Origin of the sequence: Phenylobacterium sp. (assembly GCF_030680185.1) — a bacterium.
In the GTDB taxonomy this organism is placed as follows: Bacteria; Pseudomonadota; Alphaproteobacteria; order Caulobacterales; family Caulobacteraceae; genus Phenylobacterium.
Map to the genome: position 1 here is coordinate 135,352 of NZ_JAUXVZ010000053.1, position 14,262 is coordinate 149,613.

At 70.0% G+C, this 14,262-nt stretch carries 14 protein-coding genes; 1 reads left to right on the plus strand and 13 read right to left on the minus strand.

The genetic code is table 11. The features are described 5' to 3' along the window. Positions 1-27: 27 nt before the first annotated feature. Positions 28-783, plus strand: coding sequence for an A24 family peptidase (locus Q8L83_RS12755; RefSeq protein ID WP_370868391.1), 756 nt, complete (start codon positions 28-30; stop codon positions 781-783). Here the strand turns inward: Q8L83_RS12755 and Q8L83_RS12760 are convergent. The 13 genes from Q8L83_RS12760 to Q8L83_RS12820 all read right to left on the minus strand — a co-directional run bounded on the left by Q8L83_RS12760 (position 769) and on the right by Q8L83_RS12820 (position 14,217). After that, positions 769-1,506, minus strand: coding sequence for a type II secretion system protein N (locus tag Q8L83_RS12760; protein WP_305287498.1), 738 nt, complete (start codon positions 1,504-1,506; stop codon positions 769-771). The two genes, Q8L83_RS12755 and Q8L83_RS12760, sit on opposite strands and share 15 nt — an antisense overlap. Further along, positions 1,503-1,973: a type II secretion system protein GspM gene (gspM, locus tag Q8L83_RS12765; protein WP_305287500.1), complete on the minus strand. Its 471-nt coding sequence runs from the start codon at positions 1,971-1,973 to the stop codon at positions 1,503-1,505. The genes Q8L83_RS12760 and gspM overlap by 4 nt, the downstream gene beginning before the upstream one ends. Then, a complete protein-coding gene (gene gspL, locus Q8L83_RS12770; RefSeq protein WP_305287501.1) occupies positions 1,973-3,094 on the minus strand; it encodes a type II secretion system protein GspL in 1,122 nt (373 codons plus the stop codon). The genes gspM and gspL overlap by 1 nt, the downstream gene beginning before the upstream one ends. Then, positions 3,091-4,071, minus strand: coding sequence for a type II secretion system minor pseudopilin GspK (gspK, locus tag Q8L83_RS12775; protein WP_305287502.1), 981 nt, complete (start codon positions 4,069-4,071; stop codon positions 3,091-3,093). Before gspK ends, gspL begins: the two co-directional genes overlap by 4 nt. Beyond that, a complete protein-coding gene (gspJ, locus tag Q8L83_RS12780) occupies positions 4,068-4,649 on the minus strand; it encodes a type II secretion system minor pseudopilin GspJ (RefSeq protein ID WP_305287503.1) in 582 nt (193 codons plus the stop codon). The genes gspK and gspJ overlap by 4 nt, the downstream gene beginning before the upstream one ends. After that, positions 4,646-5,011, minus strand: coding sequence for a type II secretion system minor pseudopilin GspI (gene gspI / locus Q8L83_RS12785; RefSeq protein ID WP_305287505.1), 366 nt, complete (start codon positions 5,009-5,011; stop codon positions 4,646-4,648). Before gspI ends, gspJ begins: the two co-directional genes overlap by 4 nt. Continuing rightward, a complete protein-coding gene (locus Q8L83_RS12790; protein WP_305287508.1) occupies positions 4,995-5,492 on the minus strand; it encodes a GspH/FimT family pseudopilin in 498 nt (165 codons plus the stop codon). Before Q8L83_RS12790 ends, gspI begins: the two co-directional genes overlap by 17 nt. Next, entirely contained in the window at positions 5,467-5,913 is a 447-nt protein-coding gene (gene gspG / locus Q8L83_RS12795; RefSeq protein WP_305287510.1) for a type II secretion system major pseudopilin GspG, read from the minus strand. The genes Q8L83_RS12790 and gspG overlap by 26 nt, the downstream gene beginning before the upstream one ends. Before the next feature lie 24 nt (positions 5,914-5,937). Continuing rightward, positions 5,938-7,143 (minus strand): type II secretion system inner membrane protein GspF, encoded by a 1,206-nt coding sequence (gene gspF / locus Q8L83_RS12800; protein WP_305287512.1) that lies wholly within the window; start codon positions 7,141-7,143, stop codon positions 5,938-5,940. Continuing rightward, positions 7,130-8,623, minus strand: coding sequence for a type II secretion system ATPase GspE (gene gspE, locus Q8L83_RS12805; protein ID WP_305287513.1), 1,494 nt, complete (start codon positions 8,621-8,623; stop codon positions 7,130-7,132). Before gspE ends, gspF begins: the two co-directional genes overlap by 14 nt. Before the next feature lies 1 nt (position 8,624). Then, the gene (gspD, locus tag Q8L83_RS12810; RefSeq protein ID WP_305287514.1) at positions 8,625-10,649 is read right to left on the minus strand and encodes a type II secretion system secretin GspD; all 2,025 of its coding nucleotides are present in this window, start codon (positions 10,647-10,649) and stop codon (positions 8,625-8,627) included. Further along, positions 10,646-11,449 carry a type II secretion system protein N gene (locus tag Q8L83_RS12815; RefSeq protein WP_305287516.1) on the minus strand — a complete coding sequence of 268 codons (804 nt, stop codon included), beginning with the start codon at positions 11,447-11,449 and terminating at the stop codon, positions 10,646-10,648. Before Q8L83_RS12815 ends, gspD begins: the two co-directional genes overlap by 4 nt. A gap of 179 nt (positions 11,450-11,628) precedes the next feature. Continuing rightward, complete coding sequence (locus tag Q8L83_RS12820) at positions 11,629-14,217, minus strand: TonB-dependent receptor domain-containing protein (RefSeq protein ID WP_305287518.1); 2,589 nt, start codon at positions 14,215-14,217, stop codon at positions 11,629-11,631. Positions 14,218-14,262 lie beyond the last annotated feature (45 nt).

Consider the following 14,262-nt stretch of genomic DNA (forward strand, 5'->3'; position numbering starts at 1 on the left):
GCGGGACCTGGTCCCGCCGACGCCTCCATGCCCATGCAAGCCGATCTGAGCTGGCTGGTCGCCGCCGTGCTGCTCGGCCCGTTCGTCGGCAGTTTCCTCGGCCTGATGAGCCTGCGTCTGCCGGAGGGCAAGCCGGTCGCCCTGGCGCGCTCGGCCTGCCCCGCCTGCGCGCGGCCGCTGGGGCCGATCGATCTGGTCCCGATTCTCTCCTTCGCCGGCTTGCGAGGCCGGTGTCGCACCTGCGGCGCGCCGATCCCCCGCCGCTACCTGGCCCTGGAGCTGGCCTGCCCGGCGCTCGCCCTGTGGTCGATGCTGGCGCAGCCTTCGGCGGAGGGTTTTCTCGGCGCTCTGCTAGCCTGGCAACTGCTGCTTCTGGCCCTGCTCGACGCCGAGCACTTCTGGTTGCCGCGGATGCTGACCCTGCCGCTGATCGTCTCGGGCCTGGCTGTCGCCGCAGCCCAGGGCGTGCTGGCCAGCCATCTCCTGGGCGCAGGCCTTGGCTTCGCCGGCCTCAGTCTCCTGGCCCTGGCCTATCGGAGTTTCCGAGGGCGAGAGGGCCTGGGCGGCGGCGACGCCTGGCTCCTGGCCGGCGGCGGCGCCTGGTGCGGCGCCATCGCCCTGCCCAGCATCCTGCTCATCGGCGCGGCGTCGGGCCTGGTCTTCGTGTTGGTCCAGCGCCTGCGAGGCCGGGCGACCGCCGCCGATCAGCCCCTGCCCTTCGGCGTGTTCCTGGCGGCCGGCGTCTGGCTGACCTGGCTTTATGGGCCCCTAGGGCTGGCCTAGCCGCCCGACCAGCCGCCGTTGATAACCGTTCAAGGTCCGCTCATAGCCGGCCATCCCCAGGGCCGCCTCCACCTCGGGGCGGGTGGTGCGCAGGATCAGGTCCATCTGATAGCCGCCGTCGGCCCCGATCAGCAGGTCCGCCTGCACATCGACCCCTTCGGCCTGGCCGCGAAGCGGCAAGGCGAGCGAGGCGCCTGAGCAGGTCGGGTCGCCCACTAGGGCGAGCCCCGGAAGCTGCAGGCCGGCCAGGCCGATGTCCGCCAAGCACACCTGGCCATCCGCCCGCCGGCATTCCCCATCTCGAAGATCGAGGGACACATCGGCCATTCGCACCGTCCCGGAGAGGCCCGCGGCGGGCGCAAGCTGGCCAAGGGGCAAGGCGGCGTCCAGGTCGATCAGCTCGATCCCCCCGCGCCCCAACCGCGCGGCCCCGGTCGCGGCCTCGCCTTTGAAGCCGAGCCGCGGTCGGCCCGCCAGCAATGACAGGGGGCTGGTCCCCAACCGCACATCGCCGAGCCGCAAACCCCGATAGGCCGCGTCGGACAGGCGGCCGCGCCAGACCGTTCCCGAAACCTGGGCCGCGCTCAGACCCGCGCCCGCCGCGCGATCCCCCAGGGCGAGGCTTAACGGCGCCATGGCCAGGAGGACCAGGAGTGCGGCTACACCGAACACCGCGGCCAGGGCCGGCGCAGCGAGCGGCAGGTTTGGCGAAGCGGGCCTCATGGGGTCACCGGAAAGAAGGTGGCGTCCACATCCAGCTGGCCTATGTCGCCCTTCAACACCGTCAGGTGACGGGCGGCGATGGCGTGCTCGGCCTGCAGGAGGGCGATCCAGGGCATCACCGATGCGCTGGGTCCCATCACCACCGCCTGGACCCCGCCGTCCTCGCCAGCCTCGATCCGCACCACCTCCAGACCGGCCGCCGCGGCGGTGTCGGCCACCAGCTGCTCCACCGGCGCCGAGAGCGTGGGGGCAGGCGCAGCCTCGCCCAGGCGGGCGATCTCGGAGACGGCGGCGTTCACGACCGCCTCGTCGGCCAGGGCGCGGGCCAGGTGGTCCTCGGCGTCCCGCGCCGCGCCGCGCAGGGGCGAAGCCACACCGAACCACAGGATGAAGATCAGGAGCAGGCCGCCCAGGGCGCCCAGAAGAATCTGCTCGCGCCGGCTGCGCGTCGTCCACCAGTCCACCATCACCGTGCTCCCAGAATGACGTCGCTGATCACCCGGCCGCCCTCTTCCCGGGAGCCCTCGACCCGCACAGTGAGACCCGAGGCGTTCAGAGCCTGGGCCAGGCCTTCGCCATCGGAATAGGCCGCATGGCTGAGCGCAGCCCGGGCCGTGCCGTCAGGCATGATGATCAGGCTTTCGACCTGCACCTGATCCATCGGCTCGACGGCGAAGAACAACGTCGCGGCAAGGCCGCTGGCGCCGCCGCCAGACGCCAGGCTGAGCGCGTCCAATTGCGCCTGGGCCTGGGCGGCCGGATCGGTGACCGGCGTCCCTTGCGGCAGGATGGCGGCGACCTTGGCCTCGGCCCGGGCCTCGGCCTGACGGGCGCGCATGTGGTCGGCGCCGGCCTTGGCGCCCCAGAGGATCAGCGGGCTGATCAGCAGGGCCAGGGCCAGGGCCGCAGGCCTGACCAGGTCCCGGCGGCCCAGCGGCTCTCGCCGCGCCGGATCGAAATCGCCCTGCAGCAGATTGACGGCCGGGCTCACCGCCATGTCGGCCAGGGCGCGCTCCAGGCCCGGTCCCGCCAGCGCTTGGGCCGGGCGCTCGCCGACAATGGCCGCCACCAGGTCCGGCTCGCCGGTAAAGGCCAGCCGCTGGCCCCGCACGGCGGTCAGAGCGCCGAAGTCCGCTGTGACGATGACCGGCACGCCGTCGGGATCCTCGGGCGGCTCGGGCAGGGCCAGGCAGTCGGGAATGACCAGGTCAGGCGTCACGCCATGCAGGGCGGCGTGGTCGAGCCAGGCCTGCATCCGGGCCGTTGAGAGCGCGACGATCAGGCGATGGCCGTCGGCCTCGGGCGGCGACAGGGCCACATGGGCGCCCACGGCGCTGGTCATCTGATCTTCCAGCGACGCCAGGGCCGCCCCCCGGGCCTGAGCCTCAGAGGCCGCCTTGATCGGCGCCCAGCGCACCAGCACGTCGGCGCCGGGGATCACCAGCACGTTGCGCATCGGCGTCAGGGCCGAGGCCTCCTGCACGGGCAGGATGCCGCGCCCGACCACCGAGCCCAGCTCGTCGAGGATCAGATAGGTCGGCTCGGCGTCAGGCGCCGCGCCGGCGAGGACGATGCGGGTTCGGTTCATTCGTCGTATGTCCATCGGCGGGCGACCAGGCGGACCTGGCCGGCGGTGTCGACCTCGAACAGGCCGCTGGCGACCACCTCGGCGTCGAGATAGTCCACCTGGGTCTGCAGGGTGAAGTAATCGGTTTTGGCTTTGATCTGGCCGGGCTCGGCGACGCCAGCCTCCACTATGGCCGGCAGCTGCAGGAAGTCGGAGGCGCTCCAGCCGCCGGCTGGCCGCCCGACGATCAGCCGTTGGGCGAGTTCCGGGCTCACCGCCCCTTCCGTCAGCATGGTGATCAACACCGCCTTGTCCGGCGTCACGGTGTTCACATTGATCGGTGACAGCTCACTGGTTGGCAAGGCGCACACATAGGGCCGCAGGCGGGCATAGACCGCCGGCGTGAAGCCACGGATGGCCCGCAGCTCGCTGACCTCGGCCAGCAGGGTCCCGCCGGTCCGATAGGCGGGCGATCCGGCCAGATAGGCCTCATCCTCGGCGCCGCCGCTCTCGCGGACCCCGTCGCTGTCGATCCAGTCGGTCAGGGCCGCCCCCAGCATCTCAGCGTCGCGGGGCGCAAAGTTCAGCGCCGCGAGCAGGGCGTTGAACTGGGCGAGGCCGGTGTCGCGTCGGCTCAGCACATCGCCGGCCCCCTGAACGACGCTGTTCAGGTTGAAGCAGGCGGCGCCATCGGTGATGCGGCTCTGGATCAGGCCGTTCTCCACCGGGAAGCTGAAGGGCCGGTCATGCCAGCCGCCATCCAGGGTGACCCGGTCCGAGGCCCGCACCAGCTGGCCGATCTGGCCGGCCGCCAGGGTCTCGGCGCCCAGGGCGTACCAGCGGGCCTGGCCAACGGCCTCGGCGTTGGCGGCCCGACGTATCCCGAAGCGGATGTCGTCCAGCACCACGGCGGCGAGCGTCGCCAGCACGGCGACCAGCAGCAGCACCGTCAGCAGGGCGACGCCCCGCTCCGAGGGCTTGTCCAGACGCCGCCTCATGCGCCGCCATCCGGCAGCAGAACCAGCTGGGTCACCTCGCCGAAGGATTCCAGGTCCATCTGCAGACGAACCGCCTGCGGCAGGGGCCGATCGGCCGTGGGGGCCCAGGCCGGCGCCCAGGACCCACGGGCGTAGAAGGCGACGACCAGCCCCCTCACCCCGCGCAACAGCACCTGGGGCTCGCCCAAGGCCGCGCCGTCCAGGGCCGGGCGAGCGCGCCGCTCCAGGCGGTCTTCCACCAGGCGGTATTCGACATACTGCAGGGCCGCCCGCGGCGCGGCGTCGGGATTGTCCCAGCCGCGGCGGGTGAAGGCCAGCACCGGCGCCCCCGCGCTCTCGCCGCCGCTGAGGCTACGGCTGGGGGCGCCGCCGTCGGCGCGGGTACGGCGATCGGCGATCTGCTCCAGGTCGGTCTTGATCAGGGCGCGGGCGCTCTGCAGGGCGGCGATCTCGTCCATACGTTCGCGGACCACGGCGCGGTTGTCGGCGGCGAAGCCCAGCACGGCCACGCCGGCGGCCGAGAGCAGGCTGAAGACCAGCAGGGCCACCAGCATCTCCACCAGGGTGAAGCCCTTCATGCGCCCACCCGGAAGACGATGACCTCGGCCAGGGTTCGCGGCTCGCTGACGCCCCTGACCTGAATGTCGATCCGCAGCAGGCCCTGGTCTGCAGCCGCAGTGGTGCGACGCCAGACCCAGTCCTGGCCACCGAGCTGGACCTGACCCTCGGTGTCGCCCAGGGCCGGCGGCTCCGGCGAGATCAGGGCCTCGACGGCGGCGTTCTCCGCCACTATAGCCGCCAGGGTGCGGGTCTGGAGCAGCTGGGCGGTGCGGGTGTTTTCCCCCGCCAGGTTCAGGAGCGCGAGAACCACCAGGCTGAACACCGCCAGGGCGACCAGCAGCTCGATGAGCGTGAAGCCCTGGTCAGCCGGCCGGCGCATCGAGCCGCACCTCACCGGTTACGTCGACGCTGACCGTCATCTGCTGATCGGCCCGCGACAGGGTCACCTTGGCGGGCTCGGCCGAACCGGTGGGATCGAACCGCACGGCGTCGCGCCCCGGCGCGGCCTGAAGACGCGCAGATACGCCCGGCAGCCAGGCGTGGGCCTTGAAAGGCGCCGCCTCCAGCGGCTCCCACTGTCCCCGGCGCAGAACGCGGAAGTCATAGCCATCCGCAGCCAGTCGAACCTCCACGGCGCGGTTGGTCAGCAGGGATTCCTCGCGGGCGCGCACAAGGCGGCCAGCCAGGTTCTCGGCCTCTCGCCGCACCTCGCCCCGGCCATCCGGCGCGGTCATCACCACCGCGGCGCCCATCAGGCCCAGGATGACAAGCACCACCATCAGCTCCACCAGGGTGAAGCCGGCCTCAGCGCGGCGGCGCGTCCTGGGGACGGCCTCAGTTCCAGTTGCCGATGTCCGCATCCTCGCCTTCGCCGCCCTTGGCCCCGTCGGCGCCGAAGGAATAGACATCGAACCGGCCCCGCTCGCCGGGATAGGCGTACTGATAGGGATTGCCCCAGGGGTCCTCAGGCAGGCGGCGGATATAGCCGCCGTCCCGATAGCGATCGGCCCGGGGAACGCCGGCCGGAAGCTGGGTCAGGGCCGCCAGGCCCTGGCTGGTGGTGGGATAGGCCAGCATCTCCAGCCGATAGGTTTCGACCGCCTGTTCCAGGGTGGAGACATCGGCCTTGGCCTTCTCACGCATGGCGCGGTCCTGGCTGGGCAGGACGTTGATCATCACCACCGTGGCCAGCAGGCCGATGATGACCACCACCACCATCAGCTCCACCAGGGTGAAGCCGGCCTCGGAAGCTGGGCGGGGTCGCATGGGGCGTCGGGTCATGACGGGTCCTTCGAACGCGAAAACCTAGCCCAGGGCCAGGGTGTTGATCTGCAGGATGGGCAGCAGGATGGACAGGACGATGACCGCCACCAGCCCGCCCATGAGAATGATGATCGCCGGCTCCAGCAGGCTCAGCGCCACGGCGGTGAAGGTCGCGAACTCGCGCTCCATATACTCCGCCGCCCGGCCCAGCATCAGCTCGACCCGGCCGCTGTTCTCGCCGCTGGCGGTCATATAGACGAGCAAGGGCGGGAAAACCGCCACCTTGCGCATGGCCGAGGACAGGGCCCCGCCCTCGCGGATCATCTCGGCCATGTCGACGGTCGCCTGGCGCAGGACGTGATTGTGGATGGTGGGCGCGGTGATCTGCAGCCCCTCCAGGATCGGCAGACCGCTGGCGATCATGGTCGACAGCGTGCGGGCCAGTCGCGCCGCATGCAGGTCGCGGGTCAGTCGTCCCAGGATTGGCAGGCGCAGCATGAGCGCATCGGCCTTCATCCGGATGTCCGGCCGCCGCAGGGCGCGGGCCGCCCCGAAGCCGGCGACCACCAGCACCAGCAGCATGACCAGGCCATAGCTGCGGATCGCGTCCGAGGTCCCGATCACCAGGCGGGTCAGCAGCGGCAGGGTCTGGCCCATGGACTCGAACTGGTCGACCACCTTGGGCACCACGAAGGTCATCAGGGCCAGGACCACCAGCAGGGCGGTGACGGCCAGGACGGCCGGATAGATCAGCGCCGCAGTCACCTTGCTCTGGGCCTGCTGGTCACGCTCCAGCAGATCGGCCAGACGCTCCAGGATCGACGGCAGGGCGCCGGAGCCTTCGCCGGCCGCGACCATGGCCCGGTAGAGCGGTGGAAAGGCGCGGCCCTGGCGCGCCATGGCGTCCGAGAGGCGGTAGCCTTCCAGCACGCCGCCATGCACCCCCATCAGCGCATTGCGCACGGCGGGCTTCTCCGCCTGGACGGCGATCGTCCGCAAAGCTTCTTCCAGCGGCGCGACCGCGACCAGCGTTGCGAGCTGCCGGGTGGCGAGCGCCAGGGACCGGGCGTCCAGCCGCCCGCCGAACAGGCCTGCCGAGCCCGGCTTGGCCTTGCCCGGCGACAGGCGGATGGCGGCCAGGCGCCGACGTTCCAGAACCTCGCGCGCGGCGGTCTCGTCGGCGGCGGTCAGGTGGCCGGTGCGGGTGCGGCCGGCCAGGTCCAGGGCGACATAGTCAAAGCTGGCCATGACCGCCGCCTTCCTGGCGCGTGACCCGCATGGCCTCTTCCACGGTGGTCAGGCCCTCAAGGACGCAGGCGTGCGCCTCGGCCGAAAGGCTGCCGCCGCCTGAGGCCACGCCGGCCGCGGCGATGGTGGCCTCGTCGGCGTTCTCGCCGATCAGCCGGCGCACATGGCCGTCGATCCAGATGGCCTCATAGATGCCGATCCGACCCACATAGCCGGTCTGGCCGCAGTCGCCGCAGCCCTGGGCGCGGTACAGGATCTGACCCTGCGCCACCCCGGCCTGGCGGGCTGTCGCCTCATCGGCGGGCTCGGGCCGGCGACAGGTGGGGCAGAGCCGGCGGACCAGGCGCTGGGCCACGATCAGCCGCACGGTGGAGGCCAGCAGGAAGGGTTCGACCCCCATGTCGCGCAGCCGCGTCACCGCGCCTGCGGCGTCATTGGTGTGGACGGTCGACAGCACCAGGTGGCCGGTCAGGCTGGCCTGGACGGCGATCTGGGCGGTCTCCACGTCGCGGATTTCGCCGACCATGACCACGTCGGGGTCCTGGCGCAGGATGGCCCGCAGACCGGCGGCGAAGGTCATGCCGACCTTGGCGTTGACCTGGGTCTGGCCGACGCCGGGCACGGCGTACTCCACCGGGTCCTCGATGGTCAGGATGTTGCGGCTGGCGTCGTTGAGGAGGCTCAGGCCGGCATAGAGGCTGGTGGTCTTGCCCGAGCCCGTGGGGCCGGTGACCAGGATCACCCCATTGGGTTCGGCGAGCGCCCGCTGGAAGGCCGTCAGCACGGCAGGCCGCATGCCCAGCTCCGGCAGCGGAATGCCGGCCTGTTCCTGATCCAGGATGCGCATCACCACCCGCTCGCCGGCCCGGGACGGCAGGGTGGAGACCCGGACATCGAGGCTGCGACCGCCGAGCGCCAGGGAGATGCGGCCATCCTGGGGGGTGCGCCGCTCGGCGATGTCCAGGCGGGCCATGACCTTGATGCGGCTGACGATCAGCGGACTCAGCCGATGAGACAGGCTGAGCACCTCGCGCAGCACACCGTCGATCCGCAGCCGGATGATCAGCGCGGTCTCGAAGGGCTCCACATGCACGTCGGAGGCGCCGCGGCGGATGGCCTCGGCGATGACGCCATTGATCAGTCGGATGATCGGGGCGTCGTCCTGGCTGTCGAGCAGGTCGGCGGCGGCGGGAATGTCCTCGGCCAGGCTGTCGAGGCCGCCGGGCATGTCGAGATCGTCCGAGCCGCCGGCCGACAGGCCGTCATCGGCATAGGCCTCCGACAGGCGCCGCTCGAACTCGGCCCGCGGGAGGGTGTGGATCTTCAGGGCGCGACCCAGGGCGCGGCGGGCCTCCACCAGGGCCAGGGGATCGGCGCCGTCGCGCAAGGCCACATGGGCGACCTCGTCCATGCCCAGCAGCACCACGCCGTGCCGCTTGGCGAATCCGTAGGGCAGCAGGGGCGGACCGTCGGCCTCCATCTCAGAGCCCCGGCGGCGGAGGCGGCGGGGGCGGCAGGGCCGTGATGGGCTCGGCCTGCATGTAGTCGCGGACCAGGGCGTCGAGATTGCTCAGGCCGTCGGGGCTGCGGGCCAGCTCCCGGTCGCGGATATAGGCGTAGCGGGGCGCGGTCAGGGCCTGGGCGTCGGCGGCGCTTTCGATGATCGTCGGACGGATGAAGACCATCAGGTTGCGCTGCACGTTCTGGCGCGAGGTGGCCTTGAACAGATTCCCCACCACGGGGATGTCGCCCAGGATCGGCGTGCGCTCGACGGTGGTGCGTTCATTGCGGTCCAGCAGGCCGCCCAGGACAACGATGGCGCCGTCGTCCACCGCCACCGTGGTCTGGATGGAGCGCTTGTCGAGGATCAGCTCGTTATAGTCCTCGCTCACCGGCCCGGCGATGCTGGACACTTCCTGGCGCAGGAACAGGGTGATGGCGCCGCCGGCGTTGATCTGCGGCTTGACCTCCAGCTGGATGCCGACGTCCTGCCGCTGCACGGTGCGGAAGGGGTTGCTGTTGGAGTCGCCCAGCACCTCGCCGGTGGTGATCGGGATCTCCTGACCCACCAGGATGGTCGCCTCCTGGTTGTCCAGGGTCATCACCGAGGGGGTCGAGAGCAGGTTCGAGGTGGTGTCGTTCTTCACCGCATTGATGATGAAGCCGAACAGGGCGTCGCCGCTGCGCCCATAGCCGCCAGTGATCATGCCCCGTGCGCCCAGCAGGGAGTCCATCGCCGTCTGGCGCAGGGCGGCCAGGGCGGCGGAATCTTCCGGCAGGTTGGCTTCCCCCGCCGCGGCCCCGGCCAGGGCCAGGAGGTTTGGCGCGGCGTTGGAATAGTTGGTGGCCGAGAACGGAATGCTGGAGCCGTTGATCCCGGCCAGGGCGAACTGGACGCCCAGCTGCTGGGCGGCGTTGTCGGAGAGCTCCACCACCACGGCCTCGACCAGAACCTGGCGACGGCGGGTGTCGAGCTGGCGGATCACCTCGCCCAGCACCCGCTGGGTGTCGGGGTCGGCGGCGATGACGATGGCGTTGGCGCCGGGATAGCGAGCGATATTGGCGCGGCGTCCGCCCCCGCCCGCCGTGGCCGTCTGGTCTCCCGCCGCGGCCGTCTGCGTGGCCGAGGCGGCGTCATTTCCGCTCTGGGTCGGCGCCTGGCCCACCAGTTGTTGAAGCACGGGCACAAGCTGTTCGGCGTCGGCGTGCTGCAGGTTGATGACCCGCACGTCGCCGCTGGTCTCAGCCCGGCTGTCGAGATCACGCACCAAATCCAGGAGGGGGCGCACAGCCTCGGGCTCCCCGCGCAGGATCAGCGAATTGCTGCTCTCCACCACCACCAGCGACACGATGCCGTTGCGGGAGCCCGGATCGGCGCCCGGCGGATTGAGCACCTGGTTGACCACGCTGGCGATCTCTCGGGCCGAGCTGGAGCGCAGGGTGACGGTTTCGGTGAGCGTCCGGTCCTGATCCACCTGGCCCAGCAGGCTACGGATGCGGGTCAGGTTGTCGGCATAGTCGGCGACCACCAGCAGGTTCCCGCGCGGGCTGGGCATGATCACGCCCTGGCGGCCGATCAGGGGCTTCAGCGTCTCGGCGGCCGAGACGGCGTCGATATTCCGCAGCCGGAAGACCTGGGTGGAGAAGCCATATCCGCCCCCGCCGCTGAGGCTGGAGGGCTGGGCGGCCGCGCCCTCTTCGGGCGTGATGCGGTAGACCCCGGCCCCGGCCGGCACGGCGACCAGACCGTTGGCGCGCAGGGTCGACAGCATGACCTCGAACAGTTCGTTGCGCGACAGGGGCTCGTTGCTGCTGATGCTGACCTTCCCCTGGACGCGGGGGTCGATGATGAAGGTCTGGCCGGTGGCGCGGGCGACATCCTGGATGAAGACGCGGATGTCGGCGTCCTGGAGATTCAGGGTCTGCTGCTGGGCATAGGCGACAGGCGTCGGCCCAAGGCTCGCGCCAGAGGCCAGGAGGATGGCGAGGGCGATCAGTCTCTTCACGGGGCAGACATCCGCAGTCGAGTGTTCATGACCTGGCCGCCGCGCTCGTAGCTGAGGTCCACATGGGTGGCGGTGGCGAGAATCTGGGGCAGTTCGCTCATGCGCTCGCCATTGAGCTCCGAGCCGTCGATGGTGAGCAGAACGTCGCCGGGCTGGAGGCCCGCGCGGGCCAGGATGGCCGCGCCCTGAGCGCCCCGGGGCGTGACCGTGTACCCCGCCGAGCGGCCATCGCGCATCCGCGGCGCCAGGGCCAGGGCGGCCATGAGCTGAGCGCCTGTGTAGTCGGGCGCAGCTTCTGGGGTGGTCGCGGCCGACGAGGATTGAGGCGGCGGAACATAGGCGCCGCCGCTGGGCGTCGGAAAGCCGATCCGGCGGCGGTTGGCCCCCTGACGCACCACCACGTGATCGTCGGCGACCTCCACCAGCGTGATCCCGTCTGGCCCCTGCTCGCCAATGAAATAGAGGGTCTGGGCGCCGCCAGGCGGGCCGAGGATGGCCGAGGCGCTCGCCCCGCCGGTGCGGACCCCATAGAGCTGGAGATCCGAGCCCGCCGTCACCGGGGCGTCGGTGGGACCGCCGAGGCGGAAGAAGGGGTCGAACCGGGCGAGGATTTCGGTCTGGGCCGCCGCGCCGGCGCCGCTCGCCGGGGGGACGCCTAGCGGGCCCGAGGGCGGGGCGATGAGAATCCAGACCAGCCGCGCAGCCTGCACGGCGAGCAGCAGAACCAGGGCGATCTCCACCAGCCCCAGCAGGGTGCGGGGCTGCAAGGCGACGCCGTGACGAACGGCGGCAAGGTTCACAGGAGAATCTCCGAAGTCCCTGGGCGATGGTGGGGATGGGCCAGACGCCGCATGCCCGTCGGGGCCTTCATGTAAAGTTTTGATGACAGGTCCGTGACAGCGTCGGGATTTGATGACGCTTTGCCGCAGGTCCCTGGTCGATCAGGCGAAGGCGGCGCAAGGCCGCCTTCGCCCTGTCGTCAGAAGCGGGTCGAGAGGCTGATCGAGTAGCTGCGGCCAAGCTCGTAGTTGTTGAGGATCACCTTGTCGCCGCCCTGGGTCTGGAATTCGTCGAACTCCTCGCCCAGCAGGTTGCGGGCCTCAAGGCCGAGGGTGAATTCCGGACCCCAGATCTGGAACTTCTGGCGGAAGTTGAAGTCCAGGGTGACGCCGGGCTCCTGCAGGAAGTCCGCCGCGCCGGCCCCGCCGCGGGCGGTGGTCCGCTCGCTGGCATAGTTGGCCAGGAGGGTCGCCTGGGTGGCGCCGTCCAGGCTTTCGAAGCCGAACTGGATGTTGGCGATGTGCTCCGACGTGCCCTGGAGACGGCTGCCGTCGATCACGAAGTTCTCGGCCGGCGCCGGCTGGCCAAGCCCGGTGAGCGGGAAGACGAGGTCGCCATCGTCCACCTGCACCTCGGCCTTGGTCCAGGTGTAGTTGGCCCCGATCAGCCAGCGCTTGTCGTCGACCCAGTTCATGCCGAACTGGGGCTCGAAGAACTTCTTGAACTCGGCCTCGACACCGTAAAGCACAGCCTTGGGCGCGTTCAGGAAGGTCTGCTGCAGGCCGCCGCCGGTCTCGTTGACGATCGACTCGATCGGCTTGTCGATGTCCTTGTAGAAGGCGCCGATGGTGGCGAACTGCCCCCGCTCAAAGTAGCGCTCGTAACGGACGTCGAGGTTCAGGAGCTCGCTGTCGGTCAGGTACGGATTGCCGATGAAGGTGCGGTCCGATTCCGGGTCGAGATAGAGCTGCGGCGCCTGCTCGCGGAACTGCGGGCGGGCGATGGTCTTGGAGGCGCCAAACCGGAGCTGCTGATCCTCGGCGAAGTTCCAGGTCACCGTGGCGGCGGGCAGAACATAGTCGTTGTTCAGCTCGATCCCCAGCGGCTGGTTGGTGGAGAAGAGGTCCCGCGAGCGGACGAACTGCTCGCCTTCCTCATAGCGCACGCCCAGGCTGGCCCGCACCGCGGGCAGAACCTCACCCTCGGCCTGGAGATAGACCGCATTGGTGGTCAGCTTGGCGTCGTAAGCCGCCGCGCCTTCGGACCCGGTCACTTCGCGCAGGAACAGGGCGTTCGGACCGATATTGTAGTCCGAATAGAGGAAATCGACCCGCTGCTGCTGGAAGGCCAGCGAGGGGGTCTGGTCCATGGTGAAGCGGAAGGCCCGGGTGACGGAGTCGCGCTCGTTCTCATAATAGGCATAGCCGCCGGCGACCGTCAGATCGACGATCAGCGGATTGTCGAGACGGTAGCGGACATCGACGCCAGCGCCGTAGGCGGTGTCTTCCAGCTCGCTGAACCGGATGAAATTCGCGTCCGATTGGGGGTTATGATAGAAGGTGTCCCCGATCCGGCGATAGCGGATCTGCGTCTCATAGGGCGCATCGCGACGGGTCTGGGCGTAGGACCCGCGCCAGTCGATCTCCAGATCCCCGAAGGTGTGCTGGCCGGTCAGCTGGGTGTTGAACAGCTCGCGTTCGTACCAGGCGGTATAGTCGTCACGGATGAAGTTGCTGGAGAGCGTGCTCTCGCCTTCAACCGAGCGGGCTTCCTTGGTGACGTTCCGGACGTAGAAGTTGGTCCACTGGAACTTGTGATCGTCCAGGTCCAGCGCGATGCTGCCCAGGCCGTGCCATTCGACATCCATGTCGGTGGAGTTCGAGATCAGATCCTCGGTGATGGCCAGGCCGCCCAGGCTGACGACGCCGGCCTGCTGCACGGAACGCTTGGTCTCCCAGCCCCGGTCGTAGCCGCCGACGGCGATGACGCCCAGCGAACCCCAGTCATAGTTCCAGCGGCTGCCCGCCGACAGGCCGACGCTGCCATTGATCGGCACATCGTTCGTCGACTGCAGAAGGCGCACATTGGCGTTCTGGAAGCTGCGGCCCATGGTGGCCAGGGTGGCGGCGTCGAAATTGCTCTGGTCGATCCGCTTGCCCGTGGCGATCCCGGCGGCGATGGCCCCGGGAATGTCGCGCGTCCCGTCGTCGAAGCCGGTGAGATCGGATTCGCCGCCGAAATAGGTCAGACCTTGCTTGAGCGAGGTCTCGTCATTGACGCCCAGGCTGAAGCTGAGGGCCAGGAAGGGCTCGTCGGGCACGCCGACGGTGCGCAGGTCGATCACGCCGCCGCCGAATTCGCCCGGATAATTGGCCGAATAGGTCTTCTGGACGTTCACGCTGGCCAGGATGCCGCTGGGGAACAGGTCCAGCGGGACAACCCGCTGCAGCGGCTCGGGGCTGGGCAGGGGCGAGCCATTGAGCAGGGCCGAGGAGTAGCGCTCCCCAAGACCACGAACATAGACAAAACGACCGCCCACAACGCTGAGGCCGGTCAGGCGGGTCAGGGCCTCAGCGGCTGTGCCGTCGCCTTGGCGGACCAGGTCGTCGGCCGTAACGATGGACGCGACCTCAGCGGTTTCGCGCATCACCTCGGGGATGTAGCGGCCACGGACAACCAGTTCCTGAACCTCGGCCCCGTCAGAGGCGGCCTGGGCGGATACCACCGCCGGCGCCATCAGCGCCGTGGTGCAGAGAAGGAGGCCCGAGAGGGGGCGGAGCATATTCATGGAAGGTCGCCTTGATTGTCGACGGACGCGAAGAGAAAGGGGGCG